The sequence below is a fragment of the Streptomyces sp. NPDC057438 genome (genome assembly GCF_042802995.1).
GTDB lineage: Bacteria > Actinomycetota > Actinomycetes > Streptomycetales > Streptomycetaceae > Streptomyces.
In genome coordinates this window covers 32,573-52,665 of sequence record NZ_JBHVDD010000073.1, presented here as the reverse complement: position 1 = coordinate 52,665, position 20,093 = coordinate 32,573, and the positions used below count along the sequence as shown (strand labels likewise).

Sequence of the window (20,093 nt, the reverse complement as noted above, 5' to 3'; positions counted from 1 at the left end):
CCCCGACGTCACGTCGGGGACCGGGACACGGCCCTTTCTGCGGCTCCCGAACAGGTCCTGTACGGCGCTCAGTCGGCCGTGTGGATGCTGCTCACTCGGTGGTGAACTGGTGCAGCCCCGGCACGGTGAGCGTTCCGCCGAACTGGCCCGCCTGGACGACCTTCACCTTGGTGAAGTAGATCAGCGGGATGTTCAGCGGCGGCGGGTGCTTGGGGTCGAAGGTCACCGGGATCAGACCGAGCAGGTTGCCGGAGATGCTCTCGGTGTACATGACCGTCTTGCCGTCGCGGATCGTGGACGTCGTGCCCTTGCCGGCCTGCACGTGGTAGGTCACGCCGGCCTGCTTGTCGTCGACGGTCTGGTGGAGGTCGCCGATGTCGGTGCCGCCGGAGACGACGTACTTCAGCACCTCCTTGACCTTGCCGTCGGCCGTCCTCACCTTGACGACGCCCTGGTAGTCGGCGCCCTTCAGCGTCAGCGAGCTGGCGTTCAGGTACCAGGGCTCGGAGGGCAGCGCGGGGATGCCCTTCTCCACGCCGCTCTCGTCGTCCGTGGCGACGAAGCAGTCGTCGAGGTCCGTGCTCTCGCTCGGGGACGGGCTCGGCGTCGCCTCGGCGTCGGCGGCGGTGTCCTTCGCCGCGTCCTCGGCGTCGTCGGCCTTGTCGTCGGCCTTGTCGGTCTTGTCGCCGGCGCTGCCGGTGACGTCCTTGGCTGAGTCCTCGACCTTGTCGGTGACGTCGACGGAGCCCTTGCCGTCCTTGCCCGAGTCCTTGCCGTCGTCCGTGCCGTTCTCCGCCGCCGAGGGCGAGGGGGACGGGCTGGTGGACGCGGACGGGGTGTCGCTCCCCGTCTCCTTGTCGTCCGGCGTGAACAGGTCCTCCAGCGCGCTGCCGATGTCCTCCAGGACATTGCCGCCGCTGTCCTTCTCCGAGACGGAGTCGGACGGCGTGTCCGCGGCCGCCTCGTCGGAGGTGTCGGCCGACGCGGAGCCACCCGTCGTGTCCTTGTCGTCGGAACCTGAATCCGGCGAAGAGGGCTCGTCCGAGGACGTGTCGTCGGAGGCGGAGCCGCCCGAGGAGTCGCCGCCCGCGGGCTTGTCCCCGCCCTTCGGCTCGTCCTTGGGCTCCTCCTTCGGCTCGTCGTCCTTCGCGTCGTCCGAGGAGTCGGCGTCCTTCGTGGCGGAGGCGGACGGCGTGGGGGTCGGGGAGGCGGAGCTGTCCTTGTCCTCCTCGGCGGCCTCCAGGGCCGTCACACAGTCCTTGTACTCGTCGGCCGTCAGGCTCTTGGACGCGGGGTCCTCGGCGAGGGCCAGCGTGGGAGTGAAGCCCATGCCCATGAGGACCGCCGTGGGCATGGCCGCCAGGGCTATCGCTTTGCCCGCCGGCATGTTCAGCCGGGTGAGAAGGGGCTTCTTGGGTGCCGCGTGCCGCGGTCCGGTTCTCGCACGGGACTCTCCCACCGAAGTCCCGTGGGTCACCTCGTCAGCCGGCACTGTGCCTCCCGTTCGTCCCGTTCGTGGGGGTGGTACCTGACAGGTCGTCGCCCTCGCCGTTCGGCGCCCCGCTCACCGAACCCGCGGTCGCGGGCTCCGGGGCGTCGCCCTTGTGCAGGGGGACCGCACCTTGCTGTGCCGTGTTCTGGGCCGTCGTGTCCTGGGGAGCCGCGGACTGGGCCGGGGTCCGGTAGGTGGACGGCACCGACGCCTCGTCGTGACCGGGCCCCCAGGCGATGGCCAGCGCACCGCCGATCAGGGCGAGCAGGAAGCCGAAGCCGAAGCCTCCGAGGTTGGAGACGGGGATGGACACGAGCGCCAGGAGGATCGCCGCCGTACCGGCGAAGGTGCGGACGTGCCGCTGGAACCAGAGGCTGACGCCGAGCACCACCAGCAGCACGCCGATGATGAGCGAACCCGAGCCGCCCGTCGTCGCCATGGCGAGCGTGAGGTGGCCGAGCTGGATGTTCGCGTACGGGAAGTACATGATCGGGAAGCCGCTGAGCAGTACCAGCAGGCCGGCCCAGAAGGGACGACTGCCCCTCCAGTCCCGGAAGCGCCGCCGGAGGACGCGGAGATAGTCTTCGTTCTGCCCCGTTGACTCGGCGCTCATGGACAACAGCTCCCTGGAACAGTGTTGCTGTGACAAGTTCACGTACGCCGAAGCGCGCGTACGGAATTCACGTACGAATGCGCGTGCGCGGCGGAGCGCACGGCGAGAGGGACGGGCGGGCGAAGAAGCGAGAGGCCCCCTCACCCGCCCAGGGAGTGCCTAGTAGCACTCCACCGTGCCCTTGTGGAGCGACATCTTGAGGTTGCTCAGCTTGAAGGTTCCGGCAGTGGTGGCCCACGCCGTCTGCTTCACGTCGGTCAGCGTGGCCGAGTCGGCCTGCTGGGCGAACCCGTAGGGGTTGGCCTGCTCCGAGCCACCCTTCATGCCCGGACCCTTGTTGGCGTCCTTGGCCGCCACACCGATGTCGATGCCGCGGAAGACGGCATCGGCCGAGAGGTCCTCGACGTCGATGTAGAGGTTCTGGGCCTCGACCTTCTTGCCACCCGTACCGGCGGTCAGCTTGAGGCTGACGCTACCGAGGAACGGGACGCCCGGGGTCACGACCGACTGGCACATGTTGGTGATCGACGCGGACTTGAACGCCGAAACGGCGACGGGGTGAACCGTCTTCTCGCCCTTGAGGGTGTAGCCCTCGTCGAGCGCTCCGTACTGCGAGAAGCCCGTACCGTCGAGCTGGTCAGCCGTCACCTTGAACGACTGGCCCGACACACTGAACGACGCTGCAAGAGCACCCTGCGCGAGGGCGACACCTATCGCTGCCGTGGCGGCGACGCTGGGCACCATGACCACAGCGAACCGCTTCCATCTGGTCCCGCCACGCACCTGGGACTCCATATTTCCTCCTTCTCGGACGTACATCTCCTGACACCGGCTCGCCCCCACAGGCGGCGGCTCGACCGGGCAGGGATGGGAGAAGTGCTACGTCCTCGGGAAGGAGAGCGCCCGCGCTCGGCTGCGCGAAAAGCGCCCGAACTCACCGGCGATCACCCCCGAGCGACAACCACTGGTCGCGCCTGACACGCATCACGCACAACCTGCTGGACAGGCTCCACCCTTGAGCGGAGACCCCCCTGTCCAAGAACAGGCGCCACTGTCGCCCGCTCTGCTCGGTGGGGACCCAGAAAACCCGTTGACCCGACTGGTTGGCGGGGTACGGGGAAGGACCGAGCGTCGCCGATCGTGGTGCATTCTCGCCGCCCCCGCAAGGGGGGTCGTTACTGGCTAGTAACGGACGGATAACCGAACAACGACCCATCGGCATCGGCCAGCGACCCTGGGTGGCGCCGAGTGAGGCGACACAATGGTTGACAGACGGACAGAGTCCGACAGATCGACGAGATTGTCTTACTGCCAGTAACAGCGGCCGCGTTTACCAAGATTTGGCAAAACGCGGCCGCGGTGTCGCTGTGTCGCCAAATCGCTCACTCGCGCAACACACGTCCCGGCACTCCGGTGCCGAAGGCCCCCACTCCCCAGACCCCCCGCCCGGCACAGTCGGCGCACAGCCGGGACAAGGGGTCATCAGCGGGTCAGAACAGCGCCCGCGCCAGCGCGCGTCGCGCCGCGGCCACCCGCGGATCGTCGCCGCCGACCACCTCGAACAGCTCGACCAGCCGCGTCCGTACGGCGTCCCGCTCGTCACCCGCGGTGACCCGCACGGTGTCGATGAGTCGACCGAACGCGTCCTCCACGTGCCCGCCGACGAGGTCGAGGTCCGCCGCGGCAATCTGCGCCTGCGCGTCACCCGGGTTCTCGGCGGCCGCCTTGCGCACGTCCTGCGGATCGGCCCCCTGCACACGCTGCAGCAACTCGGCCTGCGCGAGGCCCAGTTTGGCCTCCGTGTTGCCCGGGTCGTCGCTCAACACGTTCTTGTACGCCTGCACCGCACCGCCGAAGTCGCCCGCGTCCAGGGCGCGTACGGCGGCTTCGAGCAGATGGTCGTAGGGGCCGGCCGGGATCTGCGGGGCCGCCTGGGCGGGGGCGCCGGCCTCGGCGTCGGGGTCCACCACGAGGCCGGTGAGCCCGAAGCGCTGCTCGGCGACCTGGACGAGCTGCTCGAGGGTCTCGCGGATCTGCTGCTCGGGGGCGGCCCCCTGGAAGAGGGGCAGCGCCTGCCCGGCGACTACGGCGAACACCGCCGGGATCCCCTGGATCCCGAACTGCTGCATCAACATCTGGTTGGCGTCGACGTCGATCTTGGCGAGGACGAACTTGCCGGCGTACTCGACGGCCAGCCGCTCCAGCACCGGGCTGAGCTGCTTGCAGGGCTGGCACCACTCGGCCCAGAAGTCGATGACGACGGGCACTTCGGTGGACCGCTGCAGAACCTCGCTCTCGAACCCGGCCTCATCGACGTCGATGACCAGGTCGGCCGGCGAGACCGCCCCTCCCCCGCCCTGCCGTGCCGCTTCGGCGCGCGCCTGCTCCGCCTTCGCCTTGGCCTCCTGGGCCGCCTTCACCGCGGCGAGGTCGACGACTCCGCTCATGGACATGTTCCGTGGCTGCATGAGTACATCCTCCCCCTTCCGAGCACGCGGGTGAAAAGCGTCCCGAGAGTCAGGTGCCCGGCCCAGCCTTTCGCTACGACTCGTAGCGTAACTGCGCCCGACGGCTCTCTGTACCCCTCACTACCCACTCCGCAGTGATCTGCCTCACTCTGCCGCCCAGGATTTCGACAACGGCCGGATATGGTCGGCGGATGCAGAGCAGCACCCCCGCCTCCCGCGCCACGGGCGGCCGCCCGCGCAGCGCCGCCGCGGACGCCGCGATCCTGGCGGCGACCCGGGAGGCACTGGTCGACCTGGGCTGGTCCAAGCTGACGCTGGGCGACGTGGCCACCCGGGCCGGCGTCGCGAAGACGACGCTCTACCGCCGCTGGGCCGGAAAGAACGAACTCGTCGTGGACGCGGTCGCGGAACTCTTCGACGAACTCCGCCTCCCCGACCGGGGCAGCCTGGCGGCCGACATCGAGGGCGTCGTGCTCCAGTTCGCGGCGATCCTGGCCCGGCCCGAGGCCAGGAGCGGCCTGATGGCGGTCATCGCGGAGTCCACCCGCGACGACGCCCTGCGCGAACGCATCCGCGCGTCCATCGTCGACCGCCAGAAACGCCTGGTCCTGGAGGGCCGCGCCCGCGCCCAGACCCGCGGCGAACTCCCCCCCGAACCCGACCCCACCACCGCCTCCCGCACCGTCGACCTCATCTTCGACGTCGTGGCGGGCGCGGTCGTCCACCGCACCCTGATCAGCGCGGGCCCGGCGGACGAACAATGGGTAAGGGATTTCACGAAGCTCCTGCTCCAGGGCCTGAACGGCACAGCACCGAACCGGACTCCCTAGGGGAGCGGGAACCGCGCGAACGGGGTTCCCGGGCGGAGCCCCGAGCCCGTGACGGGGGTCGAAGGGGCGCGCAGGGCCCCTGGGACGAGACGGGACGGGAGCGGGAGAGGCGCAGGGGACGAGATCCCGCAGGGCGCCCCCACCCCTCTAGAAGCCCGGCGGCTCCGTATACACCCCCCACTCCTCCCGCAGCACCCCGCAGATCTCCCCCAACGTCGCCTCGGCGCGGACCGCATCAAGCATCGGCCCGATCATGTCGCCCCCCTCCCGGGCGGCGGCGGCCATCGCATCGAGCCCCACCCGCACGGCCACACCGTCCCGCCGCGCCCTCCGCTCACCCAGCGCCCGGACCTGCTCCCGCTCCACCTCGTGCCCCACCCGAAGGATCTCCAGGTCCCCGGTCACCGACCCCTGGTGGACATTGACCCCGACCACCCGCTTCTCCCCCTTCTCCAGCGCCTGCTGGTACCGGAACGCGGACTCCGCGATCTCCCCGGTGAACCACCCGTCCTCGATCCCCCGCAGGATCCCGGATGTCATCGGCCCGACCGGATGCACCCCGTCGGGATGCGCCCGCAGCCCCCGCTCCCTGATCCGGTCGAAGATCTTCTCCGCATCGGCATCGATGCGGTCCGTCAGCTGCTCGACGTACCACGAACCACCCAGCGGATCGGCCACGCCCGCGACCCCGGTCTCCTCCATCAGCACCTGCTGCGTCCTGAGCGCGATCTCCGCCGCCTGCTCGCTCGGCAGCGCCAGCGTCTCGTCGAGGGCGTTGGTGTGCAGCGAGTTGGTCCCGCCGAGCACCGCGGACAGCGCCTCCACCGCCGTGCGCACCACGTTGTTGTACGGCTGCTGCGCGGTCAGCGAGACCCCGGCGGTCTGGGTGTGGAACCGCAGCCACTGCGCCTTGTCGGTCCGTGCCCCGTAGACGTCCCGCATCCACCGCGCCCAGATCCGCCTGGCCGCGCGGAACTTGGCGATCTCCTCGAAGAAGTCGAGGTGCGCGTCGAAGAAGAAGGACAGCCCCGGCGCGAACACGTCCACGTCCAGCCCACGGCTGAGCCCCAGCTCCACGTACCCGAACCCGTCCGCCAGCGTATACGCCAGCTCCTGCGCCGCCGTGGCCCCGGCCTCGCGGATGTGGTAGCCGGAGACGGACAACGGCTTGTAGGCGGGGACGCCGGCCGCGCAGTACTCCATGAGGTCGCCGATGAGGCGCAGATGCGGCTCGGGCCGGAAGATCCACTCCTTCTGGGCGATGTACTCCTTGAAGATGTCGGTCTGCAGCGTGCCGTTGAGGACGGCCGGGTCGACACCCTGGCGCTCGGCGGCGACGACGTACATGCAGAAGACCGGGACGGCGGGCCCGCTGATCGTCATCGACGTGGTGACGTCCCCGAGCGGGATCTCCCGGAACAGCACCTCCATGTCGGCGGCGGAGTCGATGGCCACACCGCAGTGCCCGACCTCTCCGAGCGACCGTGGATCGTCCGAGTCCCGCCCCATGAGCGTCGGCATGTCGAACGCGACGGACAGCCCCCCACCTCCGTTGGCGAGGATCGTGCGGTACCGCTCGTTCGTCTGCTCCGCGTTCCCGAACCCCGCGAACTGCCGGATCGTCCAGGTCCGCCCCCGGTACCCCGTCGGATACAGCCCCCGCGTGAACGGAAACTCCCCCGGCCACCCGATCCGCTCGAACCCCTCGTACACATCCCCGGCCCGGGGCCCGTACACAGGCTCCACCCGCTCCCCGGAGAGGCTCGTGAAATCCCCCTCCCGCTTCCGAGCGCAGTCGTAACGTGCCTGCCAGCGTCGGCGTCCCTCTTCGATGGCGTCAGCGTCCATGTCCCCAATTTACTAGGATGTCCTAGTAAGAGTCGGTGACAAGCCGCCGTAGGCGCACCCGTACGGCGGCAGGAGTCAGGCTGGCGCGGCCTGACCGCGGGGGTCAGCCTGCGGCGGCCGGACGCTCACGCCTTGGCGATCACTGGAGAGCCGTCCGTGATCTTGTCCTCGACCTCACGGGAGATCTGGCGCTCCACGAAGAAGGCGGCCGTGGGAATCGTGCCCGCGAGGAGCACCCACAACTGCTTGCGCACCGGCCACTTCGCCTTGGAACCGAGGTCGAAGGCGAAGATCAGGTACAGCACGTACAGCCAGCCGTGCGCGATTCCGACGACCTGCGTGAAGCTGTCGGCGCCGTCCAGTTCGAGCAGGTACTTGGCGATCACACCGAGGGTCAGCAGAACCAGCAGCACACCGGTGACGTAGGCCAGGACGCGGTAGCGGGTCAGCACGCTCTTTTTCATGCACCCGAGCGTAGCCACCGGTTGCGAGCGATCTTCGAGCGCCCCTCGGCGCCCGCCCTCAGTTCTCCTCGAAGTCCCCCGCCGCCACCCGCAGCGGGCGGAGCATCGCGAAGATCTCCGCGCATTCCTCGGCGTCGTAGGTGCCCAGGCCGAAGTCCATGGACATGAGGTCGCGGGTGGCGGCGTCGCAGACCTCGCGGCCCTTGTCGGTGATGGAGGCGAGGGTGCCGCGGCCGTCGTTGGGGTTGGGGCGTTTGTCGACGAGGCCGGACTTCACCAGACGGTCGACGGTGTTCGTCACGGACGTGGGGTGCACCATCAGCCGCTCGCCGATCTTGGACATCGGCAGCTCGCCCTTCTGGGAGAAGGTGAGCAGCACGAGGGCCTCGTAGCGCGCGAACGTCAGCCCGTACGGCTTGACCACCGCGTCGACCTCCGCCAGCAGGATCTGCTGGGCGCGCATGATCGAGGTGATCGCGGCCATGGACGGGACGTTTCCCCAGCGCTGCTTCCAGTGCTCGTCGGCGCGCGAGATGGGATCGAAGGAGAGGCTGAGCGGCTTCGGCACGGCATCGACCTTACCGGCCGGTCACATGCTGGTCAGCCCCGTCTCGCTTTTCGGTACGCACCCCGGCCCCCGCAGCACCCCTCTCGGCCGGAGCCCCCTTGTCCACAGGGCGCGCCACCCATGCCGGCGAGGGTCAGCGCCCCGCGGTCTTCCGGAGGTGGTGACGGACCGCCCGCTGGGCCACAGGGCCGAGACCGTCGAGCGCGGCCGCGAGCACCGCGAGCTGTTCCAGCGCGCCGAGCGCCGCCTCCGCCCCCTGTGGATCGACCCCCTCGTACAGCTCCAGTCCCACGAACGACGCCGCCACGGCCCGCGCCAGCCCGCCCGCGTCCGCGAACTCCCCGAGCGGCGAACCCGCCAGGACCCGCCGCAGCACCCCCTCCACCTCCGTGATCCACAGCTCCAGCCCCGCCGCCGTGGCCGGCGCCAGCCGCGGCTGGGTCTGCGCGCCCGCGAGGAGCTGCCCCAGAACGGCCACGTGCCCCTGCGCACGCTCCTCCGCGTGCATCTCCCGCCCGAAGGCCAGCAGTTCGGACAGCGAGCCGATCGCCGCCAGCCGGTCCCGGTGGCGGGCGACCCGCTGCTCGGCCCCGTACCGGCAGGCCGCCGCGAGGAGTTCGTCCACGGACCCGAAGTGGTAGAAGACGAGCGCCTGGTTCACCCCGGCGGTCGCGGCGATCGAGCGGGCGGACGTCTTGGCGATCCCCTGCTCGACGAGCGTCCGCAGCGCGCCCTCCAGCAGCTTCACCCGGGTCGCTTCGCTCACGCGCGCACCTCCTCGCGGACCGGCCGCAGCCCCGCCCGGACCCCGCACACCCGCACGTCCTCGTACGTCGCCGCGAACGAGCCCTCGTAACCGAACAGCGGCCCGAAGTGCCGGTTCACCACCCGCACCCGGATCCGGAATCGCCCCGTCCGCTCGTCGAACCGCTCCCGCACCTCCGCCTCGCCGCCGACGAGTTCCGGGACGCGCACGTCGACCGGCCCCTCCCGGAAGCGGTGTTCGCCGGAGCGGATCAGCAGCGACCCGTCGGGCTCGGCGCCGAAGTAGAGGTCGGTGGCGAGGTGCTGGTGGGTGCCGAGGTAGTCGAGGACACGGTCGCCCTCGGGGCCCAGCACCATCTGGGCGTCGAACCGGCGGGGCCGGCCGGGCAGGTCGAAGGTACGCACGAAGGTCACCGTCTCACGGCCGAACCGGTCGGTGTACGGCACGTTCTCGATGGTGAAGGGGACGTTGCGGCCTTCGCGCGGGACAAGGATGTTGCGGGTGCCGCCGAGCGCGAGGAACGGCTTCACCAGGCCCCGGCCGTGCCAGATCCGTTCCATCGTGCCCCGGCCGGTGCAGGCCTCACCGCTCGCCAGCCCCACCGAGAAACGCCTGCGCAGTTCGGGATGGAGCCGGTCGAAGTCCGCTCCCATGACCGTCCGGAAGATCGAGGACGGAGGAACCGTTCCGTGCATGGCGGCTATCCCTTCAGGGTCGCGAGCAGGCGCGGAGCACGCGCGCGCGGGGGAGGGGTCCGCAGACAGCGGCGGGCGGACGGGGTGCCGGGCAGCGGCGGCACGATCAGGGCGGCCAGGACCGCCGACACGGCCAGCACGGGCGTCGCGAACAGTGTCAGCGGGGCGAGGGGGCCCGCCGGGTCCACCAGCGCCCCGTACGCCATCCCGGCGCAGGCGGCCACGATCGTCAGCGCGCGTACGGCCGCCTCGGCGAGCCAGCGGCGCAGGGCCCGCTCGGGGGCGATGTCCCGCTCCAGCCAGAGGCGCAGGCGGTCGAAGGACCAGGCGGTGGCCCAGCCCATGAGCGGGCGGAACAGCAGCCGGTCGGCGAGGGCACCGGGGCGGCCCCAGCGGGGGCGGTAGTCGTAGCCGGTGAGGAAGCGGATGCCCTCGCCGTCGGGCACGTAGCGCCAGTAGCCGCTGCCCTCGGCGATCAGGGAGAGGGGGTGCGGGGAGGAGAACCGCAGCGCGGAGGTCCTGGTGCCGTCCGGCCGCTCCCGCTCACCGGCCGAGACCCCGGTCCCCCCGACCGTCAGCCCCGGCAGGAGCCGGGTGGCGTACCGGAAGCGCCGGGGCTCGCCCTCCGCGCACGGGAGGGGGCGGATCTCGGTGAAGCGCAGGTCCCAGCGCTCATGGAGGGCCGTGTCCTGGCTGTGTGCCCACAGGTCGTCCAGATCGGCCCGGACACGTGCCTCTACGTAGAGCCCCATTCGCTTTCCCCCAGGTCGGCGACATTTTTGAGCGACTGCTCAATTCGATGGACAGGACCGTACAGCGTTTTGAGCGACCGCTCAAACAGTGGACACGCGAAAACCCCGGTCCCGCAGGACCGGGGCTCGGTGGCGGCCGGGGGGCGGCGGTGCCGGCGGCTGCGGCGGGCGGCCGGCGCTACCGCTCGGCGGACAGGTGGCGCTCCACCGTCTCCATCTTCGACGTGAGGCCGTCGGTGACGCCGGGGCGGATGTCGGCCTTGAGGACGAGCGAGACACGGGGCGCGTGTTCCTCGACGGCGGCGACGGCACGCCGTACGACGTCCATCACCTCGTCCCACTCGCCCTCGATCGAGGTGAACATGGCGTCGGTCCGGTTCGGCAGCCCGGATTCACGGACGACCCGGACGGCGTCGGCGACGTACTCGCCCACGTCCTCGCCGACACCCAGCGGGGTCACGGAGAAGGCGACGATCACGCTTTCACGGCCCCCTCGCCCTCGCCGTGCGCGCGTGCCGCGAACGCCGCGCCGACCGCGCTCTCGGCCTCCCGGCGGAGCTTGCGGTCGGCGAAGAAACCGCCGGTGGGCAGGACGGAGAGGGCGAAGTAGAGCGCGGCGGTCCGCAGCGGCCACTTGGTGCGGTTCCAGGCGTCGGCCCAGAACAGCAGGTACAGCAGGAACAGGATGGCGTGGACCCAGCCCATCACCGGCACCGCGTTGAACTCGGTGGTGCGCTTGAGCACCGAGCAGACGAGCAGCAGCAGGAAGGAGACCGCCTCGGGGGCGGAGACGAGGCGCAGGCGGCGCAGGGCGGAGGCGGTCTGTAGGTCCACGGGTCACCTTCGGTGAGGTCGGCGGGGCGAGTAGTCGCGGTGCCCGGCTGCCCTTGTGAAAGGAAGCACAAGCGACTCCATTCTGGCATCCGTCAACCTCCCGGTGACCCCAGGGGTCCCTTCGGGGTCGAGATCCTCCTCAAGGACCTGTCCTGTCCGGGCATCTGCCGGTTACCGTCCTCCCGTGGCAATGTTCCGACTTCAAGGCAGCAAAGTGCTGGCCGTCGACATGACCGGTGACGCCGTGAAGGCGAAGAACGGCTCGATGGTCGCCTACGACGGTCAGATGTCGTTCAAGAAACTGAGCGGCGGCGGTGAGGGCCTGCGCGGGATGGTGACGCGCCGCCTCACGGGTGAACAGATGACGTTGATGGAGGTGACCGGGCAGGGAACCTGTTGGTTCGCGGACCGGGCGTCCGAGATCAACCTGGTGAGTCTTCAGGGGGACAAGCTGTACGTGGAGTCGAGCAATCTGCTCGCGACGGACTCCGGGCTGCGTACGGGCACGAGCTTCACGGGGCTGCGCGGCGCCTCACAGGGCAACGGCCTGTTCACCACGACCATCGAGGGCCACGGCCAGGCGGCGATCATGTCCGACGGCCCGGCGGTGGTGCTGCGGGTCAGTCACCAGTACCCGCTGACGGTCGACCCGGGTGCGTACATCGCGCACCAGGGCAACCTCCAGCAGTCCTTCCAGTCCGGTGTGACGTTCCGCACCCTCATGGGCGAGGGCGGCGGCGAGGCCTTCCAGATCCGCTTCGAGGGCGACGGACTGGTCTACGTCCAGCCCAGCGAGCGCAACACGGTGGCGGGGGACGTCTGACATGGCCTTCCGTGAGATCAACTCGAAGATGATCGAGGCGACCGTGCTGCCGGGCCAGCGGCTGTTCAGCCAGCGCGGCGCGATGCTCGCCTACAAGGGCGAGGTTTCCTTCACCCCCAACACGCAGGGCGGTCAGGGCGGTATCGCCTCGATGATCGGCCGCCGGGTGGCGGGTGAGGCGACCCCGCTGATGACCGTCGAGGGCAGCGGCACGGTGCTGTTCGGGCACGGCGGCCACCACATCCAGGTGATCAATCTGACGGGCGAGACCCTGTACGTGGAGGCCGACCGCCTGCTGGCCTTCGACGGCACCCTCCAGCAGGGCACGATGTTCATGGGCTCCCAGGGCGGCGTCATGGGCATGGTCCGGGGCCAGGTGACGGGCCAGGGCCTGTTCACCACCACCCTGAAGGGGCACGGCGCGGTCGCGGTCATGGCGCACGGCGGGGTCATCGAGGTCCCGATCACCCCCCAGCGCCCGGTCCACGTGGACCCGCAGGCGTACGTGGCGCACCACGGCGACGTACGCAACAAGCTCTCCACCGCGCTCGGCTGGCGCGACATGGTGGGCCGGGGCTCCGGCGAGGCGTTCCAGCTGGAGCTGAGCGGCAGTGGTGCGGTGTACGTCCAGGCCTCGGAGGAGAAACTGTGAGCATGTACGGGGCCCCGGTCGCCGGACCGGCCGTCTTCGACCCGATGACGCTGCCGTCCGACGACAACGTCAACAACTACACCTTCTGCGTGGAGCTCAAGGGGAGCCAGTGGTTCCTGCAGAAGGGCAAGATGATCGCCTACTACGGCCAGATGGAGTTCAACGGCATCGGGCACGGCCGTCTCGGCGGTCTCGTCCGCACGTCGTTCCATTCGCCTCTGCACGCGAGTGACTGGGTCGTGGCCGAGGGATCCGGCAAGATGCTCCTCGCCGACCGGGCCTTCGACGTCAATTCGTATGACTTGGAGGAGGGCAACCTGACCATTCGCTCGGGCAACCTCCTTGCTTTTCAGCCAAGTCTCGCGCTGAAGCAGTCGATCGTTCCGGGCTTCCTGACCCTCATCGGGACGGGCAAGTTCGTGGCGGCCTCCAACGGCCCGGTGGTGTTCATGGAACCCCCCATCCGGGTGGACCCGCAGGCCCTGGTCGGGTGGGCCGACTGCCCCTCGCCGTGCCACCACTACGACCACGGCTACATGGCGGGCCTGATGGGCGGCCTACGTGCGATGACGGGCCTGGGCGGCGCTTCCGGAGAGGAGCACCAGTTCGAGTTCGTCGGGGCGGGCACTGTACTGCTCCAGTCCTCCGAGACCCTCATGGCCGAGCAGGCCACGGGCGTGGTCCCGCACGAGCCGGGCGTACCCGGTGGCGGCGGGGTGCCCGGTCACCACGGACAGCCGGCGGGGGCACCGCGCCTTCCCGGACAGCTGGGCGACCTCCAGCGTCGCTTCGGGCTGTGAGCGGTAGTCTGCGGAGTGTGACATCGAACGTGTGCACGTTGTCATGCTCCACACCCGTACGACCCGACCCGTCCGCACGACAAGAACCACCCCACCCTCACTAGTTCGCCTTTCAACATTTTAGGTAGACTTCATTCATGGAGACCGAAACGGCCACGCGCTGGCTGACCGATGCGGAGCAGTGCGCCTGGCGCACCCATCTGGACGTCAACAGGCTGCTGACCCACCAGCTGGAAAGGGATCTGCAGCCGTTCGGCCTGACGATGAACGACTACGAGATCCTGGTGAACCTCTCCGAGTCGGAGGGCCGCCGGATGCGGATGAGCGACCTCGCCGCCGCCACCCTCCAGTCCAAGAGCCGCCTCTCGCACCAGATCACCCGCATGGAGAACGCGGACCTGGTGCGCCGGGAGAACTGCGAGTCCGACCGGCGCGGGCTGTTCGCCGTGCTGACGGAGCACGGCCTGGAGACGATGCGGCGGGTGGCGCCGCATCATGTCGCTTCCGTGCGGCGCCACTTCATCGACCTGCTGCCGGAGGAGTCGCTGGAGGAACTGCACAAGTCGCTGACACCGATCGCGGATCACCTCCGGAGCCACCGCGGCAGGCCGTGACCCGGTGACCGGGACCGGCCGGGGCAGCGGGGATCAGCCGCGGCCGCGGGTCCGGCGCGGCTGGTGACGCCCCCGCGGCGGAGCCTCCGGTGTCACGGTCCCCCGCCCCGGCGTCTCCAGGGGCAGCCGCAGTTCGAACAACGCTCCCCCGCCGGGCGCGTCCCCGACCGTCAGGGTGCCCGAGTGGCGCACGGCGATGTCCCGGGCGATGGCCAGACCGAGGCCCGCGCCGCCGTCGTCCCGCGCCCGGGAGTCGTCCAGCCGGACGAACCGCTCGAAGACCCGCTCGCGGTCGGCCTCGGGAACGCCCGCGCCGTCGTCCGTGACCTGGAGGACGGCCCAGCCCGGGGTGGTGCGCAGGGTGACGGCGACCCGGTCGCGGGCGTGACGGCGGGCGTTGTCCAGAAGGTTGCCGAGCACGCGGCAGATCTGGTTGCGCGAGCCGCGCAGTTCCACGGAGTCGTCGCCGTCCAGGCTCACACCGTCCCGGGACGCCACCTCCTCCCGTACGACCTCCGCCAGGTCGAACCGCGCCTCCGGCGGCGGCTTCTCCCCCGCGTCCAGCCGGGCCAGCAGCAGCAGGTCGGCGGCGAGACTCTGCAGCCGTACGGTGTCCTCGACCGCCCCCTCCAGGTCCAGCAGCTCCGGGTGGGCCGCGCCCACTTCGAGCTGGGTGCGCAGCGAGGCGATCGGGCTGCGCAGCTCGTGCGAGGCGTCCGCCACGAACGCCCGCTGCCGCTCCACGGAGGTCTCCAGCGCGGCCAGCGTCTGGTTCGTCGTGCGTGCCAGCCGGGCGATCTCGTCGTGCGTGTCCGGCTCGGGGACGCGCCGGGAGAGATCCTCGGAGGCGGTGATGGCGGCCATCTCCGACCGGATGTCCTCGACGGGGCGCAGCGCCCGCCGGGTGACGACGTACGTCACCGCGCCGACCGTCAACAGCAGCAGCGGCAGCCCGATGAGCATGGTCGTCAGCGCGGTGCCGACGGCGTCCTCCTCGGTGGCGAGCGGGGCGCCCGCGTAGACGGTGAGCGGGACGCCGGCGGGCGTGATCACGTCGACGGCGGCGAAGCGGTAGTGCGCCGTCACCCCCTCCACGGTCGCGGTGCCCTCGCCGTACCAGGTCTCGTCGGCGACCTCTCGGGGGCCGAGCGTGCCGTCGTCCTCGGCGTCCTTGTCGCCCTCCGCGCGGTCGTCGGCGTCGTCGTTGGTCTCGGAGTTCAGCCGGTCCGAGGCGACCGCGGTCACGTTCATGGCCTCGACGTCCTCGCCGACCGCGACGGGCTTCTCCGCGCGGTCCAGGACCTCGACGGGGTTCTCGTCGCCGTCGGGCAGCCTCAGCTCGTCGTAGGCGAAGCCGTTCGCCAGCGCCGAGGCGGCGTTGCGGGCCACGGAGTCGGCCTCCGTGTCCGCCTTGTCGGTGAGGGAGAAGCGCAACGAGAGCAGGACGGCGGCGCCCGCCGCGACCAGGGCGACGGCGACGACGACGGTCGCGGCGAGGGTGGCGCGGGCCCGCACCGAGCCCAGCTGGCGTTTCACGGGCGGGCCTCCAGTCTGTATCCGGCTCCCCGCACGGTCTTGATGAGCGCGGGGCCGAGCTTGCGGCGCAGGGTGCTGATGTAGACCTCGACGATGTTCGGGTCGCCGTCGTAGGCGAAGTCCCAGACGTGCTCCAGGATGTCGGCCTTGGAGACGACCTCACCGGCCCGCAGCACGAGCTGCTCCAGGACGGAGAACTCCTTGGTGGTCAGGGAGATCTCGTCCTCGGCGAGGAACACGCGCCGCGCGGCGGTGTCGACTCTCAGCTCGCCGACCTCGTGCACGGGCGAGGCCCCGCCCGAGGCGTTGCGCCGCCGCAGCAGCGCCTTCACCCGGGCCACGAGGACGACATAGGAGAACGGCTTGGTCAGATAGTCGTCGGCGCCCGTGTCCAGGCCCTCCGCCTCGTCGTACTCGCCGTCCTTCGCGGTGAGCATGAGGATCGGCACGTCGTGGCCGGCGGCGCGCAGGGCGGCGCACACGCGGTAGCCGTTCATGCCGGGCAGCATGATGTCGAGGATCACGAGGTCGTACGCCCCCTCGCTCGCCCGGTGCAGGCCCTCGACACCGTCGTGGACGACGTCCACGGCGTACCCCTCGGCCGTCAGCCCCTTGGCCAGCGACACCGCGAGCCGCTTCTCATCTTCCACGATCAACAGGCGCATGCGTTCAGCTTGGCAAACCGAACCTGAAGCGGTCTTCAGGGGGCTTCAGGTTCGCTTCAGCGTCGGTCGGCCAGATTGGTTCCCGTCGAAAGCAGACGAGGCCGACGAGCCGGACAAGCCCCCTGCAACCGGCGACATCATCCGTTACTGGTTGCAGCCAGTCGCATCCTGGAGGAACCCCATGAAGCGCAACATCGTCATCGCCACCATCACGGCCGTCGCCCTGATCGGCGGCGGCACCGCGACCGCCATCGCGGTCGCGGGTGACGACGAGGCGCCGGCCAAGAAGACCGTGTCGGTGTCGAACGACGACCGTGACAACGACCGCGACGACGCCAGCAACAGCGACGACACCGCCCAGGAGCGGGCCGAGGACCGGGCCGAGGACCAGGACGCCCGCGACACCGACCAGGACGCCGAGGACAAGGCCGAGAACGCCGCCGAGGCGAAGGCCGGCCAGGTCACGGCTGCCGACGCGATCACGACGGCCCTGAAGCACAAGGCCGGTACGGCGGTCTCCGCCGACCTCGACGACGAGGGCACGAACCTGGTGTGGGACGTCGACGTCCTGACCGGCGGCGACAAGTGGTTCAGCGTCCAGGTCGACCCCCGCACCGGCAAGGTGCTCGGCTCGCACGCCGACCGGGACGACGACGGGGACGACGCCGCCGAGACCCGGCAGATCCGCGCCGCGCTGAAGGGCGGCTCGGTGACCGCCGCCGAGGCCGCCGAGGCCGCCGCCGCCAAGGGCACGGTGACCTCCGTCGACCTCGACGAGGAGAGCACGGACCGGGCCTGGGAGGTCGACACCACCGCCGCCGACGGCACCGGCAGCGACTGGAGGGTCGCCCTCGACTCCGGCAAGGTCACCGCCGACCGCACGGAGGACTGACCTCCCGCTCCCCCGCGGATCACGAGACTTCACTCTCCCCCCACACGCAGAGGCATCCGGCGCAATGGCACCGGGTGCCTCTGCCGGCGTTTCGGGCGATGTCGTCCCTCATGGAGAGCCCAGGACCGGCGGCCGCCGCCGGCGGGGCCGCACCGCCCGCGAGGGCGAAGCCGAGGGCCGGGGAGAAGTGAGCCACCGGGAGGCCCGAGGCGGCCGTGCCCGTCGCGAGGCCGGCGTTCACGGCCGGGTCGACCCGGGCGCCGGGCGGGTCCGCGCGGCGGACGGGGCGGAGGCGTCGGCTACGAGGTACGCCGTGGTCAGGCCGGGGCGACGAAGGCACCGGCGCAGACGACGGCTCCGGTGAGGACGGTCAGGTCCGGGGCGAGCCCGGAGGGCGAGGCCGAGGCCCGCCGTCAGCCGCGCCGGCCGCGTGCGGGCACCGGAACACCCCTCGACCGCGCCGTGCACCAGCCCGCCCACCGCACTCCCGGCGGACAGCGCGGCGAAGATCCGGGCCAGGGGCGCGCGGCCGCCGGGGTCAGCCCTGCGTCAGGCCCGCCACCAGTTCGTCCGCCGCCCGGTAGGGGTCCAGCTCGCCCGCCATGATCCGATCGGCGAGGGCCGACAGGCGGCGGTCGCCGTGCAGGTCGCCGATCCGCTCCCGGAGCGCGGTCACCGCGATGGTCTCCACCTCGCGCGCCGCCCGGGCCCGCCGGCGGTCCGCGAGCACCCCCCGTTCATCCATCCAGGCCCGGTGCTTCTCCAGCGCCTCCACGACCTCGTTCATGCCCTCCCCCCGCGAGGCGACCGTCTTGACGATCGGCGGCCGCCAGTCCCCGGGGTCACGGGACTCGCCGAGGCCCAGCATGTGGTTCAGCTCGCGCGCGGTCGCGTCGGCGCCGTCCCGGTCCGCCTTGTTGACGACGTAGACGTCTCCGATCTCCAGGATTCCGGCCTTGGCCGCCTGGATGCCGTCCCCCATGCCGGGGGCCAGCAGCACGACGGACGTGTCCGCCTGCGAGGCGATCTCCACCTCGGACTGGCCCACGCCGACCGTCTCGACCAGGATCACCTCGCACCCGGCCGCGTCCAGCACCCGGACGGCCTGCGGGGCCGACCAGGCCAGACCGCCCAGATGGCCGCGGGTCGCCATCGAACGGATGTACACACCGGGGTCGGAGGCGTGCTCCGACATCCGGACGCGGTCGCCGAGGAGGGCGCCTCCCGAGAAGGGCGACGAGGGGTCCACGGCGAGCACGCCCACCCTCTTGCCGGCCCGCCGGTACGCGGTCACCAGCGCCGACGTGGACGTGGACTTGCCCACGCCCGGCGAGCCGGTGAGGCCGACGACGTACGCGCCGCCCGTGAGCGGGGCCAGCTCCGCCATGACCTCCCGGAGCTGCGGGGACGCCCCCTCCACCAGGGAGATCAGCCGGGCCACGGCCCGCGGCCTGCCTTCCCTGGCCTGGGCCACCAGGGTGGGGACGTCCTGCATCACAGCTCCGTTCACGAAGAGGGCCCCGCCGGGGACGACTCAGGCCTTGGGCACCCGCACGACCAGCGCGTCACCCTGCCCGCCGCCACCGCACAGCGCAGCCGCGCCGACACCGCCGCCGCGCCGCTTCAGCTCCAGGGCCAGGTGCAGGACGAGACGGGCGCCGGACATGCCGATGGGGTGCCCGAGGGCGATCGCGCCACCGTTGACGTTCACCTTTTCCGGGGAAACGCCGAGGTCCTTCATTGACTGCACGGCGACCGCGGCGAAGGCCTCGTTGATCTCGATCAGGTCGAGATCGGCGACGCCCAGGCCCTCCTTCTTCAGGGCGTGCAGGATCGCGTTCGAGGGCTGCGACTGCAGTGAGTTGTCCGGGCCCGCCACGTTGCCGTGCGCGCCGATCTCGGCCAGCCAGGTCAGGCCCAGCTCCTGCGCCTTCTCCTTGCTCATGACGACCACGGCCGCCGCGCCGTCGGAGATCTGCGAGGCGGACCCGGCCGTGATCGTGCCGTCCCTGGCGAAGGCCGGCCGCAGCTTGCCCAGGGACTCGGCGGTCGTCTCGCCGCGAATGCCCTCGTCCTGGCTGAAGACGACCGGCTCGCCCTTGCGCTGCGGGATCTCGACCGGCGTGATCTCCGCCTCGAAGAGGCCGTTCTTCTGGGCGGCGGCGGCCCGCTGGTGCGACTGGGCGGCGATCTCGTCCTGTTCGGGGCGCAGGATGCCGAGGCGCGTGTTGTGCTTCTCGGTGGACTCGCCCATGGCGATGTTCTCGAAGGAGTCCGTGAGCCCGTCGTGCGCCATCGCGTCGAGCATCTGGATCGCCCCGTACTTGTAGCCCTCACGGGACTTCGGGAGCAGGTGGGGGGCGTTCGTCATGGACTCCTGGCCGCCCGCCACGATCACGTCGAACTCGCCGGCGCGGATCAGCTGGTCGGCCAGGGCGATGGCGTCGAGGCCCGAGAGACAGACCTTGTTGATCGTCAGTGCGGGCACGTTCATCGGGACGCCCGCCTTGACGGCGGCCTGTCGGGCCGGGATCTGCCCCGCCCCGGCCTGGAGCACCTGGCCCATGATCACGTACTGCACCTGGTCGCCGCCGATGCCCGCGCGGTCCAGGGCGGCCTTGATCGCGAATCCGCCGAGGTCGGCTCCGGAGAAGGACTTCAGCGAGCCGAGCAGTCGTCCCATGGGCGTCCGGGCGCCCGCGACGATCACCGAGGTCCTGCCGTTCGTTCCAGTCATGAGGTGCGATCCCCTTCCAGCCTGCACGGCCGAGAAGTGAGTGA

Annotated in this window: 22 protein-coding genes; 6 read left to right on the top strand and 16 right to left on the bottom strand. The window is 70.8% G+C overall.

The genetic code is table 11. The features are described 5' to 3' along the window. Positions 1 to 91 precede the first annotated feature (91 nt). The 4 genes from ACFU5F_RS31155 to ACFU5F_RS31140 form a co-directional block, all read right to left on the bottom strand. Positions 92 to 1,387: a hypothetical protein gene (locus ACFU5F_RS31155; protein ID WP_383894399.1), complete on the bottom strand. Its 1,296-nt coding sequence runs from the start codon at positions 1,385 to 1,387 to the stop codon at positions 92 to 94. A 94-nt stretch (positions 1,388 to 1,481) separates the two neighbouring features. After that, positions 1,482 to 2,105, bottom strand: a complete 624-nt coding sequence (locus ACFU5F_RS31150; protein ID WP_383894396.1) for a DUF6114 domain-containing protein — start codon at positions 2,103 to 2,105, stop codon at positions 1,482 to 1,484. A gap of 159 nt (positions 2,106 to 2,264) precedes the next feature. Next, a complete protein-coding gene (locus ACFU5F_RS31145; protein ID WP_086752838.1) occupies positions 2,265 to 2,900 on the bottom strand; it encodes a DUF6230 family protein in 636 nt (211 codons plus the stop codon). Positions 2,901 to 3,595: 695 nt separating this feature from the next. Beyond that, positions 3,596 to 4,573 (bottom strand): tetratricopeptide repeat protein, encoded by a 978-nt coding sequence (locus ACFU5F_RS31140; protein WP_383894392.1) that lies wholly within the window; start codon positions 4,571 to 4,573, stop codon positions 3,596 to 3,598. Positions 4,574 to 4,764: 191 nt separating this feature from the next. Here ACFU5F_RS31140 and ACFU5F_RS31135 point away from each other — a divergent pair, with 191 nt between their 5' ends. After that, entirely contained in the window at positions 4,765 to 5,403 is a 639-nt protein-coding gene (locus ACFU5F_RS31135; protein ID WP_383894390.1) for a TetR/AcrR family transcriptional regulator, read from the top strand. 147 nt (positions 5,404 to 5,550) lie between these two features. Here the strand turns inward: ACFU5F_RS31135 and ACFU5F_RS31130 are convergent, their stop codons facing one another. From ACFU5F_RS31130 to ACFU5F_RS31095, 8 genes are all read right to left on the bottom strand, one after another. Further along, a complete protein-coding gene (locus tag ACFU5F_RS31130) occupies positions 5,551 to 7,251 on the bottom strand; it encodes a methylmalonyl-CoA mutase (RefSeq protein WP_383894387.1) in 1,701 nt (566 codons plus the stop codon). Positions 7,252 to 7,376: 125 nt separating this feature from the next. Then, on the bottom strand, positions 7,377 to 7,715 hold the full coding sequence (locus tag ACFU5F_RS31125) for a DUF3817 domain-containing protein (RefSeq protein ID WP_383894385.1): 339 nt from the start codon (positions 7,713 to 7,715) through the stop codon (positions 7,377 to 7,379). A gap of 58 nt (positions 7,716 to 7,773) precedes the next feature. Next, a complete protein-coding gene (locus tag ACFU5F_RS31120) occupies positions 7,774 to 8,283 on the bottom strand; it encodes a MarR family winged helix-turn-helix transcriptional regulator (protein ID WP_383894382.1) in 510 nt (169 codons plus the stop codon). Between the two features lie 133 nt (positions 8,284 to 8,416). Further along, positions 8,417 to 9,049: a TetR/AcrR family transcriptional regulator gene (locus ACFU5F_RS31115; protein WP_383894379.1), complete on the bottom strand. Its 633-nt coding sequence runs from the start codon at positions 9,047 to 9,049 to the stop codon at positions 8,417 to 8,419. Next, positions 9,046 to 9,744, bottom strand: a complete 699-nt coding sequence (locus ACFU5F_RS31110) for a DUF4166 domain-containing protein (protein ID WP_383894377.1) — start codon at positions 9,742 to 9,744, stop codon at positions 9,046 to 9,048. Before ACFU5F_RS31110 ends, ACFU5F_RS31115 begins: the two co-directional genes overlap by 4 nt. A gap of 5 nt (positions 9,745 to 9,749) precedes the next feature. Then, a complete protein-coding gene (locus tag ACFU5F_RS31105) occupies positions 9,750 to 10,496 on the bottom strand; it encodes a hypothetical protein (protein ID WP_383894373.1) in 747 nt (248 codons plus the stop codon). Between the two features lie 178 nt (positions 10,497 to 10,674). Continuing rightward, entirely contained in the window at positions 10,675 to 10,974 is a 300-nt protein-coding gene (locus ACFU5F_RS31100) for an MTH1187 family thiamine-binding protein (protein WP_383894370.1), read from the bottom strand. After that, positions 10,971 to 11,330 carry a DUF3817 domain-containing protein gene (locus tag ACFU5F_RS31095; protein WP_383894368.1) on the bottom strand — a complete coding sequence of 120 codons (360 nt, stop codon included), beginning with the start codon at positions 11,328 to 11,330 and terminating at the stop codon, positions 10,971 to 10,973. Before ACFU5F_RS31095 ends, ACFU5F_RS31100 begins: the two co-directional genes overlap by 4 nt. 190 nt (positions 11,331 to 11,520) lie before the next feature. Here ACFU5F_RS31095 and ACFU5F_RS31090 point away from each other — a divergent pair, with 190 nt between their 5' ends. The 4 genes from ACFU5F_RS31090 to ACFU5F_RS31075 all read left to right on the top strand — a co-directional run bounded on the left by ACFU5F_RS31090 (position 11,521) and on the right by ACFU5F_RS31075 (position 14,219). Continuing rightward, positions 11,521 to 12,153, top strand: coding sequence for an AIM24 family protein (locus tag ACFU5F_RS31090; RefSeq protein WP_383894406.1), 633 nt, complete (start codon positions 11,521 to 11,523; stop codon positions 12,151 to 12,153). Position 12,154: 1 nt separating this feature from the next. Beyond that, the gene (locus ACFU5F_RS31085; RefSeq protein WP_383894366.1) at positions 12,155 to 12,805 is read left to right on the top strand and encodes an AIM24 family protein; all 651 of its coding nucleotides are present in this window, start codon (positions 12,155 to 12,157) and stop codon (positions 12,803 to 12,805) included. A gap of 2 nt (positions 12,806 to 12,807) precedes the next feature. Next, positions 12,808 to 13,605 carry an AIM24 family protein gene (locus ACFU5F_RS31080; RefSeq protein ID WP_383894403.1) on the top strand — a complete coding sequence of 266 codons (798 nt, stop codon included), beginning with the start codon at positions 12,808 to 12,810 and terminating at the stop codon, positions 13,603 to 13,605. A 137-nt stretch (positions 13,606 to 13,742) separates the two neighbouring features. After that, positions 13,743 to 14,219 carry a MarR family winged helix-turn-helix transcriptional regulator gene (locus ACFU5F_RS31075; protein WP_383894363.1) on the top strand — a complete coding sequence of 159 codons (477 nt, stop codon included), beginning with the start codon at positions 13,743 to 13,745 and terminating at the stop codon, positions 14,217 to 14,219. Positions 14,220 to 14,252: 33 nt separating this feature from the next. Here ACFU5F_RS31075 and ACFU5F_RS31070 read toward each other — a convergent pair whose 3' ends face one another. Next, a complete protein-coding gene (locus ACFU5F_RS31070; protein WP_383894361.1) occupies positions 14,253 to 15,755 on the bottom strand; it encodes an ATP-binding protein in 1,503 nt (500 codons plus the stop codon). Next, positions 15,752 to 16,420, bottom strand: a complete 669-nt coding sequence (locus tag ACFU5F_RS31065; protein WP_383894358.1) for a response regulator transcription factor — start codon at positions 16,418 to 16,420, stop codon at positions 15,752 to 15,754. Before ACFU5F_RS31065 ends, ACFU5F_RS31070 begins: the two co-directional genes overlap by 4 nt. A gap of 181 nt (positions 16,421 to 16,601) precedes the next feature. Here ACFU5F_RS31065 and ACFU5F_RS31060 point away from each other — a divergent pair, with 181 nt between their 5' ends. Next, on the top strand, positions 16,602 to 17,312 hold the full coding sequence (locus ACFU5F_RS31060; RefSeq protein WP_383894356.1) for a PepSY domain-containing protein: 711 nt from the start codon (positions 16,602 to 16,604) through the stop codon (positions 17,310 to 17,312). Between the two features lie 538 nt (positions 17,313 to 17,850). Here ACFU5F_RS31060 and meaB read toward each other — a convergent pair. Beyond that, positions 17,851 to 18,807 carry a methylmalonyl Co-A mutase-associated GTPase MeaB gene (gene meaB, locus ACFU5F_RS31055; protein WP_383894354.1) on the bottom strand — a complete coding sequence of 319 codons (957 nt, stop codon included), beginning with the start codon at positions 18,805 to 18,807 and terminating at the stop codon, positions 17,851 to 17,853. Positions 18,808 to 18,846: 39 nt separating this feature from the next. Continuing rightward, a complete protein-coding gene (locus ACFU5F_RS31050; RefSeq protein WP_383894352.1) occupies positions 18,847 to 20,049 on the bottom strand; it encodes an acetyl-CoA C-acetyltransferase in 1,203 nt (400 codons plus the stop codon). Positions 20,050 to 20,093 lie beyond the last annotated feature (44 nt).

Coding starts and splice junctions, on each gene's coding strand:
- ACFU5F_RS31085 (WP_383894366.1), top strand. CDS start 12,155: ATGGCCTTCCGTGAGATCAACTCGAAGATGATCGAGGCGACCGTGCTG.
- ACFU5F_RS31155 (WP_383894399.1), bottom strand. CDS start 1,387: ATGCCGGCGGGCAAAGCGATAGCCCTGGCGGCCATGCCCACGGCGGTC.
- ACFU5F_RS31060 (WP_383894356.1), top strand. CDS start 16,602: ATGAAGCGCAACATCGTCATCGCCACCATCACGGCCGTCGCCCTGATC.
- ACFU5F_RS31140 (WP_383894392.1), bottom strand. CDS start 4,573: ATGCAGCCACGGAACATGTCCATGAGCGGAGTCGTCGACCTCGCCGCG.
- ACFU5F_RS31065 (WP_383894358.1), bottom strand. CDS start 16,420: ATGCGCCTGTTGATCGTGGAAGATGAGAAGCGGCTCGCGGTGTCGCTG.
- ACFU5F_RS31075 (WP_383894363.1), top strand. CDS start 13,743: ATGGAGACCGAAACGGCCACGCGCTGGCTGACCGATGCGGAGCAGTGC.
- ACFU5F_RS31050 (WP_383894352.1), bottom strand. CDS start 20,049: ATGACTGGAACGAACGGCAGGACCTCGGTGATCGTCGCGGGCGCCCGG.
- ACFU5F_RS31110 (WP_383894377.1), bottom strand. CDS start 9,744: ATGCACGGAACGGTTCCTCCGTCCTCGATCTTCCGGACGGTCATGGGA.
- ACFU5F_RS31145 (WP_086752838.1), bottom strand. CDS start 2,900: ATGGAGTCCCAGGTGCGTGGCGGGACCAGATGGAAGCGGTTCGCTGTG.
- ACFU5F_RS31150 (WP_383894396.1), bottom strand. CDS start 2,105: ATGAGCGCCGAGTCAACGGGGCAGAACGAAGACTATCTCCGCGTCCTC.
- ACFU5F_RS31125 (WP_383894385.1), bottom strand. CDS start 7,715: ATGAAAAAGAGCGTGCTGACCCGCTACCGCGTCCTGGCCTACGTCACC.
- ACFU5F_RS31130 (WP_383894387.1), bottom strand. CDS start 7,251: ATGGACGCTGACGCCATCGAAGAGGGACGCCGACGCTGGCAGGCACGT.
- ACFU5F_RS31135 (WP_383894390.1), top strand. CDS start 4,765: ATGCAGAGCAGCACCCCCGCCTCCCGCGCCACGGGCGGCCGCCCGCGC.
- ACFU5F_RS31090 (WP_383894406.1), top strand. CDS start 11,521: ATGTTCCGACTTCAAGGCAGCAAAGTGCTGGCCGTCGACATGACCGGT.
- ACFU5F_RS31080 (WP_383894403.1), top strand. CDS start 12,808: ATGTACGGGGCCCCGGTCGCCGGACCGGCCGTCTTCGACCCGATGACG.
- ACFU5F_RS31105 (WP_383894373.1), bottom strand. CDS start 10,496: ATGGGGCTCTACGTAGAGGCACGTGTCCGGGCCGATCTGGACGACCTG.
- meaB (WP_383894354.1), bottom strand. CDS start 18,807: ATGCAGGACGTCCCCACCCTGGTGGCCCAGGCCAGGGAAGGCAGGCCG.